This window comes from Caballeronia sp. GACF4 (assembly GCF_023631025.1).
GTDB lineage: Bacteria > Pseudomonadota > Gammaproteobacteria > Burkholderiales > Burkholderiaceae > Caballeronia.
In genome coordinates this window covers 166,257-178,995 of the sequence record NZ_JALQDW010000002.1, presented here as the reverse complement: position 1 = coordinate 178,995, position 12,739 = coordinate 166,257, and the positions used below count along the sequence as shown (strand labels likewise).

The 12,739-nt window shown below is 62.3% G+C and carries 14 protein-coding genes; 5 read left to right on the top strand and 9 right to left on the bottom strand.

Annotated features, from left to right (window positions below; translation table 11 throughout):
* Nucleotides 1–13 precede the first annotated feature (13 nt).
* Together NCR40_RS00910 and trmL are read left to right on the top strand one after the other, a co-directional pair.
* Nucleotides 14–790, top strand: coding sequence for a phosphoribosyltransferase family protein (locus tag NCR40_RS00910; RefSeq protein WP_502800960.1), 777 nt, complete (start codon nt 14–16; stop codon nt 788–790).
* Between the two features lie 20 nt (nt 791–810).
* On the top strand, nt 811–1,281 hold the full coding sequence (gene trmL / locus NCR40_RS00905) for a tRNA (uridine(34)/cytosine(34)/5-carboxymethylaminomethyluridine(34)-2'-O)-methyltransferase TrmL (RefSeq protein WP_244826875.1): 471 nt from the start codon (nt 811–813) through the stop codon (nt 1,279–1,281).
* Nucleotides 1,282–1,325: 44 nt separating this feature from the next.
* Here the strand turns inward: trmL and NCR40_RS00900 are convergent, their stop codons facing one another.
* The 4 genes from NCR40_RS00900 to NCR40_RS00885 all read right to left on the bottom strand — a co-directional run bounded on the left by NCR40_RS00900 (nt 1,326) and on the right by NCR40_RS00885 (nt 3,623).
* Nucleotides 1,326–2,324: an NAD(P)H-dependent glycerol-3-phosphate dehydrogenase gene (locus NCR40_RS00900; RefSeq protein WP_250508512.1), complete on the bottom strand. Its 999-nt coding sequence runs from the start codon at nt 2,322–2,324 to the stop codon at nt 1,326–1,328.
* 51 nt (nt 2,325–2,375) lie between these two features.
* A complete protein-coding gene (gene secB / locus NCR40_RS00895) occupies nt 2,376–2,846 on the bottom strand; it encodes a protein-export chaperone SecB (RefSeq protein ID WP_244826873.1) in 471 nt (156 codons plus the stop codon).
* Nucleotides 2,847–2,940: 94 nt separating this feature from the next.
* A complete protein-coding gene (gene grxC, locus NCR40_RS00890) occupies nt 2,941–3,201 on the bottom strand; it encodes a glutaredoxin 3 (RefSeq protein ID WP_244826872.1) in 261 nt (86 codons plus the stop codon).
* Nucleotides 3,198–3,623 carry a rhodanese-like domain-containing protein gene (locus tag NCR40_RS00885; protein ID WP_250508511.1) on the bottom strand — a complete coding sequence of 142 codons (426 nt, stop codon included), beginning with the start codon at nt 3,621–3,623 and terminating at the stop codon, nt 3,198–3,200. Before NCR40_RS00885 ends, grxC begins: the two co-directional genes overlap by 4 nt.
* Nucleotides 3,624–3,806: 183 nt before the next feature.
* Here NCR40_RS00885 and gpmA point away from each other — a divergent pair, with 183 nt between their 5' ends.
* From gpmA to NCR40_RS00870, 3 genes are all read left to right on the top strand, one after another.
* Nucleotides 3,807–4,553 carry a 2,3-diphosphoglycerate-dependent phosphoglycerate mutase gene (gpmA, locus tag NCR40_RS00880; protein WP_250508510.1) on the top strand — a complete coding sequence of 249 codons (747 nt, stop codon included), beginning with the start codon at nt 3,807–3,809 and terminating at the stop codon, nt 4,551–4,553.
* A gap of 222 nt (nt 4,554–4,775) precedes the next feature.
* Nucleotides 4,776–6,356, top strand: coding sequence for a S41 family peptidase (locus NCR40_RS00875; protein WP_244826869.1), 1,581 nt, complete (start codon nt 4,776–4,778; stop codon nt 6,354–6,356).
* 148 nt (nt 6,357–6,504) lie between these two features.
* Complete coding sequence (locus NCR40_RS00870; RefSeq protein WP_244826868.1) at nt 6,505–7,269, top strand: HesA/MoeB/ThiF family protein; 765 nt, start codon at nt 6,505–6,507, stop codon at nt 7,267–7,269.
* A 3-nt stretch (nt 7,270–7,272) separates the two neighbouring features.
* On the opposite strand, the gene ptsP is transcribed toward NCR40_RS00870, so the two are convergent.
* The 5 genes from ptsP to gshA all read right to left on the bottom strand — a co-directional run bounded on the left by ptsP (nt 7,273) and on the right by gshA (nt 12,656).
* On the bottom strand, nt 7,273–9,033 hold the full coding sequence (gene ptsP / locus NCR40_RS00865; RefSeq protein ID WP_250508509.1) for a phosphoenolpyruvate--protein phosphotransferase: 1,761 nt from the start codon (nt 9,031–9,033) through the stop codon (nt 7,273–7,275).
* 211 nt (nt 9,034–9,244) lie between these two features.
* On the bottom strand, nt 9,245–9,514 hold the full coding sequence (locus NCR40_RS00860; protein WP_244826866.1) for an HPr family phosphocarrier protein: 270 nt from the start codon (nt 9,512–9,514) through the stop codon (nt 9,245–9,247).
* Between the two features lie 35 nt (nt 9,515–9,549).
* The gene (locus NCR40_RS00855; RefSeq protein WP_244826865.1) at nt 9,550–10,038 is read right to left on the bottom strand and encodes a PTS sugar transporter subunit IIA; all 489 of its coding nucleotides are present in this window, start codon (nt 10,036–10,038) and stop codon (nt 9,550–9,552) included.
* A 306-nt stretch (nt 10,039–10,344) separates the two neighbouring features.
* Nucleotides 10,345–11,301: a glutathione synthase gene (gene gshB / locus NCR40_RS00850; protein WP_250508508.1), complete on the bottom strand. Its 957-nt coding sequence runs from the start codon at nt 11,299–11,301 to the stop codon at nt 10,345–10,347.
* A 65-nt stretch (nt 11,302–11,366) separates the two neighbouring features.
* A complete protein-coding gene (gene gshA / locus NCR40_RS00845; protein ID WP_244826863.1) occupies nt 11,367–12,656 on the bottom strand; it encodes a glutamate--cysteine ligase in 1,290 nt (429 codons plus the stop codon).
* Between the last annotated feature and the right edge of the window lie 83 nt (nt 12,657–12,739).

Below are 12,739 nucleotides of genomic sequence, written 5' to 3'. Positions count from 1 at the left end.
CGTCCGCGCCGCCATGAATGTCTTCAGCAATTTCTTCCCGTCATCCGCACGCGTCGCGATGACCGCGCGCGGACTTGGGAAACGGCTGCTCGATGCCGCGCTGCCCAGCCAATGCGCGTTATGCGGCAATTTGTCGCAAGACGTAGTGTGCAGCGATTGTGACGGCCAGTACTGGAACGAGTCGCGCCTGAGATGCGCGACCTGCGCGCTTCCGCTGGCGGCGTTTGCGCTGGACAAAGAACGCGAAGATACGCGGATGCACTGTGCGGCGTGCCTCGACAATCCGCCTGCGTTCAACGACACGATCGCGCTTGCCGACTATCGCGCGCCACTCGACACACTGGCCGTCGAGCTGAAGTTTCGCGCGCGGCTGGCGACAGGCGCGACATTCGCGCGGCATCTCGCTGCGTTGTTCGATGACAGCGATCTGCCTTTACCCGACGTGATCGTGCCGGTGCCGCTATCGCGCCAGCGCCTTGCCGCGCGCGGCTACAACCAGGCGTGGGCGATTGCGCATCCGCTCGCGCGTCGCATGCGCGTTCACGGTGACGCCGCGCTCGTCGTGCGAAGAATCGACACCGCGCAGCAATCCAAGCTCGATCTCGATACGCGCCGCCGCAACGTTGCATCCGCGTTCGAGGTAAAGGGCGACGTGCGCGGCAAGCATGTCGGCGTGGTCGATGACGTGATGACCTCCGGCGCCACGCTCGATGCCCTCGCGCACACATTGAAGCGGGCGGGCGCGCGGCGCGTCAGCAATTTCGTGGCGCTGCGCACCCCCAAAGATTAACCAATTCACCACTGCAATCCATGTTCAACGTCGTACTCGTCGAGCCCGAAATTCCGCCGAACACCGGCAATGTGATCCGCCTGTGCGCCAACACAGGCGCGCGTTTGCATCTGATCGAGCCGCTCGGCTTTCCGCTCGACGACGCCAAAATGCGCCGCGCCGGTCTCGATTATCACGAGTACGCGGAAATGAACGTGCACGCCAACTGGAGCGCCTTCCTCGCGAAGGAAACGCCAGACCCGGCGCGCATGTTTGCCTTTACCACGCGCGGCTCGACGCCCTTTTTCGATCACGCGTTCCAGCCCGGCGACTGGTTCGTGTTCGGCGCGGAAACACGCGGTCTCGCGGCCGACTTGCTGGATGGTTTTCCGACGCAACAACGCGTGCGCCTGCCCATGCGTCCGGGCAACCGCAGCCTGAATTTGTCGAACACAGTGGCAATCGTCACGTTCGAGGCGTGGCGTCAGGCAGGATTCGACGGCGGCGAGTGAGCGTCGTGAACCGCTTCGGTCCGCATCGCGACGCAGACTAAAAGCTACTCGGCCTTCGCGTCCCGGCTGAGCAGCGCCTGCACCGCGTGGCGCGGCGTGACGTTATCGAAAAGTACGCGGCATACCGCCTGTGTGATCGGCATGTCGATGCCACGCGACTGCGCAAGCGAAAGAACCGCGCGCGCGCAGCGCACGCCCTCAGCTACATGCCCGAGCGCCGCGAGAATCTCGTCGAGCGTGCGGCCGCTCGCCAGTTGCACGCCGACCGTGCGGTTGCGCGAAAGGTCGCCGGTTGCGGTAAGAATCAGGTCGCCGAGGCCCGTGAGACCGGTGAAAGTCTCCGCGCGCCCGCCCAATGCGACGCCGAGCCGCGACATTTCCGCGAGACCGCGTGTGATGAGCGCCGCGCGCGCGTTGAGGCCGAGGCCGAGGCCATCGGAGATGCCGGTCGCGATGGCGAGCACGTTCTTCACCGCGCCGCCCACTTCGACGCCGACGATATCGTCGCCGGTATAGATGCGCATGGCGCCATGATGAAACGCGGTCACGGTGCGCGTGCCCAAGGTCGCCGATGCGCTCGCGACCGTCAGCGCAACTGGCAAACCACGCCCGACTTCGCGCGCGAAACTCGGACCCGACAGCGTGCCGTTACTGACATGGTCAGGCAATTCGGCCGCGACGACCTCGTTCGGAAGGCACTGCGTATCCGCTTCGAAGCCCTTGCATAGCCAGAGAATATGCGCGGGAACGATGCCCGCCTGGCGCATCGAGCGGCACATGGCGCGCAGGCCCGCGACGGGCGTCGCGACGACGCACAACGCGTCGTCAGCGGCGGCGTGTGCGAGGGCCGCGTTGAAATCGGCGGAATACATCAGCGCTTCTGGCAGGCCTACGCCCGCGAGATAACGCGCGTTTTCATGCGTTTGGGTAAGCGATTCGATGAGCGCGCCATCGCGCGCCCAGAGCAACGTGTCGTGCCGTGCCGCGAGGTGGCCCGCTAATGCGGTGCCCCACGCGCCGGCGCCGAGGACGGCTACTTTCATGCTCGGCTCCGGTTAGGCAGAGTGAGACCAGACTGGTTGATACGTTAAGCGTCAGTGCGTCGCGCCGTTCGCCGCGCCTTCCTGCGAGCCCGCAAGTTGCGACAGGCGCTGCTCGTACAAGGCCTGGAAGTTGATTTCGGCGAGGTGGATCGGCGGGAAACCGGCGCGGGTGATCGCATCGGCGATATTCGAGCGCAGGTACGGGAACAGGATGGTCGGGCACGCAATGCCGACGAGCGGGTCGATCTGTTCAGCCGGAATATTGCGAATGTCGAAGATACCTGCCTGCTTTGCTTCGATCAGGAATGCCACCTTGTCCGTGACTTTGGCCGTAACCGTGCCTGTTACCAGCACTTCGAAGACACTTTCAGCCAGACGGTCGGCCTTAACATCGACTTCGACCTCAACCGCGGGCATGTCCTGTTCGAGAAAGATGGCGGGCGAGTTCGGCTGCTCGAGCGACATATCCTTCAGATAAATGCGCTGGATGTTGAAAAACGGTTGGTTATTCTCGTCGGACATAATGGTTTCCTAGATGATTCGAAGTTCGGCGCGCTTGTCTCTCGGCGTGCGCGCCTTCGCCGCCGGCGCAATGCGCGAGCGGCGCGCGGTGGTGTCAGGCCGACTCGAGAAGCGGCACGAGACCGCCCTTGCGGTCCAGCGCCGAAAGATCGTCATAACCGCCGACGTGCGTGTCGCCGATATAAACCTGCGGCACGGTCCGGCGGCCGGTGCGCGTCATCATTTCCTCGCGACGGCCCGGCTCACGGTCGATCAGCACCTTCTCGATGTTTTCGACCCCGCGGGACTTTAAAAGACGTTCGGCCATCTGGCAATACGGGCACACTTGGGTGCTGTACATGAGGACTTTGTTCACTTGACTGCTCCTTGTTTCACGACCGGCATTCCGGCCTTTTGCCAGGCATCCACACCGCCTTGCAAAACATGGACCTCAGCGTAGCCAGCCTCCGAAACGGCGCGGCTGGCACGCTGCGATTGTTGACCGGTCTGGCACACGAGCACGACCGGATTGCCTTTATTTTTGGCGATCTGGCCAATTTTTGCTTGGAGCTCCGTTTGCTCGATATTGCGGGCCGACGGCAAATGGCCCTGCGCGAACTCGGACGCGGGCCGCAAATCGACAACCACGGCGTTGCGCCGGTTGATGAGCGTGACGGCTTCAGCGGCCGAAATGCCGCCACGGCCGCGCCGCATGATGACAGGCCAAAGCAGCAGCGCGCCGGAGATGAGCGCAATCGCGATGAGTGCGAGATTCGTGTAATCAGTGAAAAACTTCACGTCGAGGGCCGCCGAAAGGTAGTAATGAAGGAAGAAAGGGAAATGAGGGCAATCCGAACATTATAAAATAACCGTCTACCGCGATGGCCTTGTCCATCCGGCCGATGGCGGCACCCCGCGCGCGTGGGCAGGATATCGGGGGTGCGATCGGCGCACCGCTTCCTAACTGACCGACCTACAAACATGTACAAGCTAGTGCTCATCCGCCACGGCGAATCGACGTGGAACAAGGAAAACCGCTTCACCGGCTGGGTGGATGTCGACCTGACCGAGCAGGGCAAACGCGAGGCACGCCAGGCAGGCGTGCTGCTGAAGGAAGCGGGCTATACCTTCGACATCGCTTATACCTCCGTGCTCAAGCGCGCCATCCGCACGCTCTGGCACGTGCAGGACGAAATGGACCAGATGTACATTCCGGTCGTTCATTCGTGGCGTCTGAACGAGCGTCACTATGGCGCGCTTGCCGGGCTGAACAAGGCCGAGACCGCGAAGAAGTACGGCGACGACCAGGTGCTCGTCTGGCGCCGCAGCTACGACACGCCGCCGCCCGCGCTGAATCCGGACGACGAACGCGCTTCCTTTAACGACCCGCGCTATGCCCGCGTGCCGCGTGAACAACTGCCGCTTACCGAGTGCCTGAAAGACACGGTCGCGCGCGTGCTGCCCATGTGGAACGAGTCAATCGCGCCGGCCATCAAGTCGGGCAAACAGGTCGTGATCTCGGCGCATGGCAATTCCATCCGTGCGCTCGTGAAGTATCTGGACAATATTTCGGACGACGACATCGTCGGACTGAACATCCCGAACGGCGTCCCGCTCGTATATGAACTGGACGAGAACCTGAAGCCCATCCAGCATTACTACCTGGGCGATCCGGACGCCATCGCGGCGGCGCAGGCGGCTGTCGCCAAGCAGGGCAAGGCGGGATAAGCACGACAAGCGCTTTGCATGCGCGGACCACGGCGGTCCCCGCGCCGATGTCCGCTCGCTGACAGTCTTCCGTCGCGCCCGACACATTCGTCGCAGGGCCCGCTGTTTCAAGCGCTGCGTGCCCGGGCATTTAAGTTGCGTTTAAGTCGTCATTGAAGGTGAGCGGGTATACTGGCCCGTCACCCACGATGCAGCCCATTCGTTTTCCAAACGCACTCCTCTATGCGAAAGAACCTGAAAAACTTCGGTCTCATAGCCGCGGGCGTTGCTGCCGGCGCACTTGCAACTCTGCAGATTTCCGCGTCCGCCCAGCAAGCGGCCTCATCGCCGCTGCCGCTCGATCAATTGCGGCTCTTCGCCGAAGTCTTCGGGCAGATCAAGCACGAATACGTCGAACCCGTCGATGACAAGAAGCTCCTCACCGCCGCCATCAAGGGCATGGTGTCGAGCCTCGATCCGCACTCGTCGTATCTCGACAAGACCGATTACGAAGAGCTTCAGGAACAGACCAAGGGCCGTTTCGCGGGCCTCGGCATCGAGATTTCCTCGGAAGACGGTCTCATCAAGGTCATCTCGCCTATCGAAGACACGCCTGCGTTCCGTGCCGGCATTCGTCCGGGCGACCTCATCACGCGCATCAACGACAAGCCGGTGCGCGGCATGACGCTCGACAAGGCCGTCAAGCAAATGCGCGGCGAACCGGGCACCAAGGTCACGCTCACCATCTTCCGCAAGAGCGACGACCGCACGTTCCCGCTTACCGTCACGCGTGCGCTCATCCGCGTGCAGTCGGTCAAGATGAAGGTGCCTGAGCCGGGCTATGGCTATATCCGCATCACGAGCTTCCAGGAACGCACGGTGCCGGACCTCGCGGCCAAGCTGCAGGATCTCGCGCGTCAACAACCGAACCTGAAGGGCCTCGTGCTCGACCTGCGCAATAACGGCGGCGGTCTGTTGCAGAGCGCGGTCGGCGTGGCGGGCGCATTCCTGCCGGACAACTCGGTGGTCGTGTCGACCAATGGCCAGATCGCGGACGCGAAGCAGACTTTCCGCGACACCTACGACAACTATCGTTTGCCCTCCTTCGATTCCGATCCGCTGAAGAGCGTGCCGGACATTTTCAAGAAGGTGCCGATGGTCGTGCTGACCAACGCCTACTCGGCGTCGGCATCGGAAATCGTGGCGGGCGCGTTGCAGGATCATCACCGCGCGCTGATCGTCGGTAAGACGACCTTCGGCAAGGGCTCGGTGCAGACGGTTCGCCCGATGACCGCGGACACCGCGCTGCGTCTGACAACGGCGTACTACTACACGCCGAGCGGCAAGTCGATCCAGAACCAGGGCGTGCGCCCCGATGTGCCGGTGGATCAATACGCGGATGGCGACCCCGACGACGCGCTCGTCACGCGCGAAGTCGATTATTCGAATCACCTCGCCAACACGCAAGACCCGAACGAGAAGAAGGAATCCGAACAGCGCGAGCAGGACCGCCTGGAACAACTGCGCATTCTCGAAGAGCAGAACGACAAGAAAACGCCGGAGCAGCGCCGCAAGGATCGCGAACGCAAGCCGGTGGAGTTCGGCAGTTCGGACGACTTCATGCTTGCGCAGGCGTTGAACAAGCTGGAAGGCAAGACGGTCGTCGAATCGAAGTCGTACAGCGAACGCAAGCTCGCACAGAACAAGCCGGGACGTTCGGCTTCGGCGCCGGTGGTTGCGGCGCCCGCGCTGCCGGCCACGCCGGGTTCGGCGCCGGCATCGGGTGCGGAACCGGCTTCGTCGCCCACGGCTCAGTCGAAGTAAGAGGCAGGGCAACATCAGCAGTACGGCTTCGCGGTCACGCGCCGCGAAGCCTTTCCTCCCGCGCGCGCTTAGAATATCCGCCTCAAGCGCGCCGCTTCCATGGCGTTCCCTTCGCAGCACAGACAGCGCGTTGCCACGCGCCCGCTCGATGAACGACGACCAACTTCTCCGCTATTCCCGCCATATTCTCGTCGATGAAATCGGCATCGAAGCGCAGCAGCGCTTTCTCGATGCTCACGCGATCATCGTCGGCGCGGGCGGCCTAGGCGCGCCTGCCGCGATGTATCTCACGGCAGCGGGAATCGGCAAGCTGACCCTCGTCGATGCCGATACCGTCGACCTCACGAATCTGCAACGGCAGATCGTGCACGCGACGCGTTCGGTCGGAGAGGCCAAAGTGGAATCCGCGCGCGCGACGCTCAACGCGCTGAATCCGGATGTCGAGATCGAAGCGGTCAACGCGCGTGCCGACGCGGCCTGGCTCGATGCCAACGTGCCGGGCGCGTCGGTCGTGCTGGATTGCAGCGACAACTTCGCCACGCGTCACGCAATCAACGCCGCGTGCGTCGCGCATGGCGTCCCGCTCGTGTCGGGCGCGGCCTTGCGTTTCGACGGGCAGATCAGCACATTCGATTTCCGCTCGGAGCAATCGCCGTGTTATGCATGCGTGTTTCCGCCGGATCAGGCGTTCGAGGAAGTCGCGTGTTCGACGATGGGCGTGTTCTCGCCGACCGTGGGCATCATTGGCGCAATGCAAGCGGCGGAGGCGCTACGCGTGATCGGCGGCTTCGGCGAAACGCTCGCCGGCCGGCTGATGATGCTGGATTCACTGCGCATGGAGTGGAACACGATGAAGATCGCGCGCCAGGCCGATTGCGTGGTCTGCGGCGAGCGGCATGCGCGTGCTTCGTAAGCCTCAAATCTTCTGAAGCCGCGCCAACGCTGCCTGCAATTCATCCGGCTCGTAAGCCGCGAGCACGTCCGCTACGGGCTTATCGAATGCCTTGAGATTCGAGCGCAAGATTTCCTGCTTCACGACAAGCAACTGGCTCGGATGCATCGAAAACTCGGTCAGACCGAGCCCGAGCAACAAGCGCGTGACCGTCGGATCGCCCGCCATCTCACCGCACACCGAAACCGGCACGCCGGCGCGCTTGGCTTCGCGCAGCGTGAACGCGATCAGATTCAGCACGGCCGGATGCAGCGGATCGTACAGATGCGCGACCGCGTTATCCGCGCGGTCGATGGCGAGCGTGTACTGAATCAGATCGTTGGTGCCGATCGACAGAAAATCCAGCCGGCTCAGGAAGAGCCGCACGGCGATGGCGGCGGCGGGAATCTCGATCATCGCGCCGACCTGAATCTGGCGGTCGTAGGCGATGCCCGCGTCGTCGAGTTGACGCTTCGCCTCGCGGATCAGATCGAGCGTCTGATCGATCTCCTGCGCGTGCGCGAGCATTGGAATCAGAATCTTGGTCGGACCGAACGCGGACGCGCGCAAGATGGCGCGCAGTTGCGTCATGAACATTTGCGGCTCGGACAGACTCCAGCGAATGGCGCGCAGCCCGAGCGCTGGGTTCGGCGCGACTTCGTAGCCGTCGCCGGCGCTCATCGAATCGAGTGGCTTGTCCGCGCCGACATCGATCGTGCGAATGGTCACCGGCTTGCCGTTCATCAGTTCGATCGCGCGCTTGTAGGCCTCGAACTGCTCCTCTTCCTCCGGCAACTGGTTCTTATGGTTCATGAAGAGAAACTCGGTGCGAAACAGGCCGACGCCCATCGCGCCCGCTTCCACCGCGACCTTCGCATCCTCGGGCAGTTCGATGTTCGCGCACAGCTCGATCTTCGTGCCGCATAAGGTTTGCGTCGGCGAAAACTTGAGGCGCTGCAGCTTGCGCTGCTCCAGCACCTTTTCGCTTTGCCGGTACGAATACTCTTCGAGCACGATCGGCGCGGGATCGACGATGACAATGCCGTGATCGCCGTCCACGATGATGAGATCGTTCTGACGAATCAGCACGCTCGCCTGCTGCACCCCGACCGACGCGGGAATGCCGAGACTACGCGCGACGATCGCCGTATGCGACGTGCGGCCGCCGAGATCGGTGACAAAACCTTTGAATGCTTGCGTCTTGAACTGCAGCATGTCGGCCGGCGCGATGTCGTGCGCCACGACGATCATCTCGTTGTGGCCGTTGCTCGCAACCGTATGCGCCACCATCGATGCAGTGGTCGGCGCGCCTGCAAGCGCCTTGAGCAGCCGTTCCACCACTTGCTCGATATCCGCCTTCCGTTCGCGCAGATACTCGTCTTCGATTTCGTCGAAATAGCGGCTCAGGATTTCGAGTTGTTCGGTGAGCGCCCATTCGACGTTGTAGCGCCGCGTGCGAATCAGATCGATGACTTCCTGCATGAGCATGGCGTCGTTCAGGATCATCATGTGAACGTTGATGAACGCTGTCATTTCGCCAGGCGCGTCCGCGGCCAGGTCGTTGCGAAGCGTTTCGAGTTCGGCGAGCACGCCCGCCTGCGCGGCATAAAACCGCGCGATTTCAGCGTCGATCTGGTCGGGATCGATAAGATAGTGAGCGACATCGAGCGCCGCAGGCGCGATCAGATACGCTCGCCCAATGGCGATGCCTCGTGAGACGGGAATTCCATGCAGCGTGAAGGACACGCGCACCTCCTCTGTAGTTTCTGCGCGGTCTCTCGGGGCCTGCGGCAGGCGCGTCGGACCGCGCTAGCATTATAAGTTCGAATGAGGCTGCGGTCGCCGAACGGCCGTCGCAGCGAGGCGCGGCCGTTTGTCCTGCAAAGAACGCGGACGCAAAAAAGCCGCGCTCGAAGCGCGGCTTTTCGTTGGCTACTTCCGAGACGGGATGAAGCGCTTACTGCCCTTCCCCGAACTTGTCGGCGATAAGCGCGAGGATCGCTTTCATCGCATCGGCTTCGTCGGCGCCTTCGGTTTCGATGGTCACCGTGCTGCCGATACCCGCTGCCAGCATCATCACGCCCATGATGCTCTTGGCGTTGATCCGGCGACCGTTACGGCTCATCCAGATTTCCGACTGATAGCTACCGGCTAGTTGCGTGAGCTTCGCCGATGCCCGCGCGTGGAGTCCCAGCTTGTTTACGATCGTTGTTTCCTGTTGCAGCATGATGCTCCGGGCGCTAGTGGATGAATTGAGCGGCGTCAGTGACTCGCGGCCTTCGCGGCGACGAGATCGGCACTCGCGGAGCACGCCGGATCTTGCGAACCGGCAGCCTTCGTCGCGAGCGCGCAAGGATTCAGCGGCGTGGAGGAATCCAGTTCCTGGATGCCTTTCGAGCCGCCTTGCAGAATTTTTTCGGTAAGCGTGTCGATGGGAGTCGCGCGATAACACACGGCGCGCACGAGCATCGGCAAATTGACGCCTGCGAGCACGCGCACGTCCGTTTCCGCGAGACTCGCCGCGATGTTCGCGGGCGTCGCGCCGAAGACGTCGGTGAGCACGATGGCGCCATTGTCTTCTCGCAGACGGTCGAGTTCCGAGCGCGCGAACGCGCGGACTTCGACGGGATCGCAGTCGGGCGTTACGTCGACAACGCCGATGCGTGCGGGCAAGCCGCCGTAAATGTGCGCGACACACTCGCGTAGCGCGGTAGCGAACGGAGCATGCGCGATGATCAGAATGCCAGCCATGTCAGGATTGCTGCCTCTGTAACGACGCCAGGGTTGCCGGCGTCTAGAGATCGCTCGAAAACGCGCGAGCGGCGCGGGATCGATGCCTATATGGTCGCACGCGGGCCGAAAATCAACCGCCTTACGCCAGACACCGTTCCACCATTACCACAGCTTACGCTTGCACTCTTAAACACAGTTTAAGACCGGAAAAAGCACGTTCCAACCCTAAAACTTGCAAGCAACCGGGAAATAATTGTAACAGCGTCGGCGATTATGTTTTTGCAGTGCGCCAATTCGAGCGTTGGCTAGCGCTCGAAAGGCTGTTCAGCCGACCGCGCGTTCGAGCGCGTCGATGAACATTCCAGCAACGTCGAAGCCTGTCTGATCCATGATTTCGCGGAAACATGTCGGGCTCGTCACGTTGACTTCCGTCAGGTAATCGCCGATGGCATCGAGGCCGGCCAGCAAAAGCCCGCGTGCTTCAAGAATTGGCCCAAGCGTTTCGGCAATCTCGCGATCGCGCGCCGACAGCGGTTGCGCACGGCCAAGACCGCCCGCCGCCAGATTGCCGCGCACCTCGTTGCCCTGGGGAATACGCGCCAGCGAATACGGCACCGGCTGACCGCCGATCACCAGAATGCGCTTGTCGCCGTCCGTGATCTCCGGGATGAACTTCTGCGCCATCACCGTACGCGCGCCGTCCTCGCTCAACATCTCGATGATGGACCCGAGGTTCATGCCGTCCGCTTTCACGCGGAAGACGCCCATGCCGCCCATGCCATCGAGCGGTTTCAGGATGACATCGCCATGTTCCGCATGAAAGCCGCGCAGGCGAGCCGCATCGCGCGTCACGAGCGTGGGCGCCACGTACTGCGGCCATTCGGCAATAGCCAGCTTCTCCGAATGATCGCGAATGGCTTGCGGTTTGTTGAAAACGCGCGCGCCGGTGCGTTCCGCGATTTCGAGCAGCCAGGTTGCGTTGACATATTCGAGATCGAACGGCGGGTCTTTGCGCATCAGCACCGCGCCGAAACGCGTGAGCGGCAAATGCTCCGCCTGTTCCGCCGCGAACCACGGCCAGCGGTCGCTGTTCGCTTCGTCGCCGACAATCGCAATGCGTCGCACGCTCGCGTCGACCGACGTGCCAGTCCACGCCAGATGCTGCGGCTCGCATGCGTACAACACGTGACCGCGCCGCGCGGCTTCGGCCATCATCGCGTAGGTCGTGTCTTTATAGATCTTGAAACGATCGAGCGGATCGGCGATGAAGAGAATGTCCATGTGTATTCGCTTGAGCTAGTGACCGTGGCCATGAGTATTGGCCACGAGAGCAGGGCATTATGCACTCAGACCTGAATCGCTTCCGGGTCGGTCTTCTCGAGTTCCACCGATGCCGCCAGCAACCCAAGCCTGGCCACCACGCCATACATGTAAAAGCGGTTCGGCGGCGCGGCGCCGGGCTTCGCGTGCGCATCCGGCAGCGCGGTGTGCTCGAAGCCGAGCGGCACGAAATGCATGCCGGGCGCGTTGAGGTTCTGGTCGCGTTCGCGCGAGTCGTGCACGCGATAAAACCCGCCGACCACGTACCGGTCGATCATATACACGACCGGCTCCGCCACCGCATTCTCCACGCGCTCGAATGTGTGCACGCCTTCCTGCACGATCACATCGTGCACCTGCAGGCCTTCCTTCGCGTCGTTCATGCGCGTGCGCTCGCGCTTGGTCAATGCGGCGACCTCGCTTGCGTCGTGCACGGTCATCACGCCTTTGCCGTACGTGCCGGCATCGGCCTTGATGACGACATACGGCTTCTCGCTGATGCCGTACTCGCGGTACTTCTTCGCGATCTTCTTGATGACGCCGTCGATTGCCTCGGCCAGCGCTTCCTCGCCCGTGCGCGCCTCGTAATCCACGCCTTCGACGTGCGCGAAGTACGGGTTCACCATCCACGGATCGATCTCGACGAGCTTCGCGAACTTTTTCGCGACATCGTCGTAGCAGGAGAAGTGCGTCGACTTGCGGCGCACCGCCCAGCCCGCATGCAATGGCGGCAGGATGTATTGCTCGTGCAGATTTTCGAGCACGGGCGGAATGCCGGCGGAAAGATCGTTGTTGAGCAGGATCGAGCACGGATCGAAATTCTTCAAGCCGAGACGGCGCGGCGTGCGTTCGAGCGGTTCGAGCACGACCTTTTGGCCATCGGCGAGCGGAATGGTCACGGGCCCGTGGATGTTTTCATCGAGCGTGCCGAAGCGGACGTTGAGTCCCGCTTGACGCATGATGGTCGCGAGCCGCGCAACGTTCTCCAGATAAAACGCGTTACGCGTATGCCGCTCCGGAATCACGAGCAGATTCTTCGCGTCCGGACAAATTTTTTCGATGGACGCCATCGCCGCCTGCACGGCAAGCGGAAGCACTTCGTGCGGCAGATTGTTGAAGCCGCCGGGAAAGAGATTAGTGTCGACGGGCGCGAGCTTGAAGCCGGCGTTACGCAGGTCGACGGAACAGTAAAACGGCGGCGTGTGCTCCTGCCATTCGAGACGGAACCACCGTTCGATGGAAGGCGTAGCCTCGAGAATTTTCCGCTCGAGGTCGAGCAGCGGGCCACTTAACGCCGTAACTAAGTGCGGAACCATTGATTTCTCGTGGACAGCGTTTTGCGTGGGACTGGGCAACCGCCAAGGCGATCGTTCCAGCCGATACAGGGACGAAAGATTGT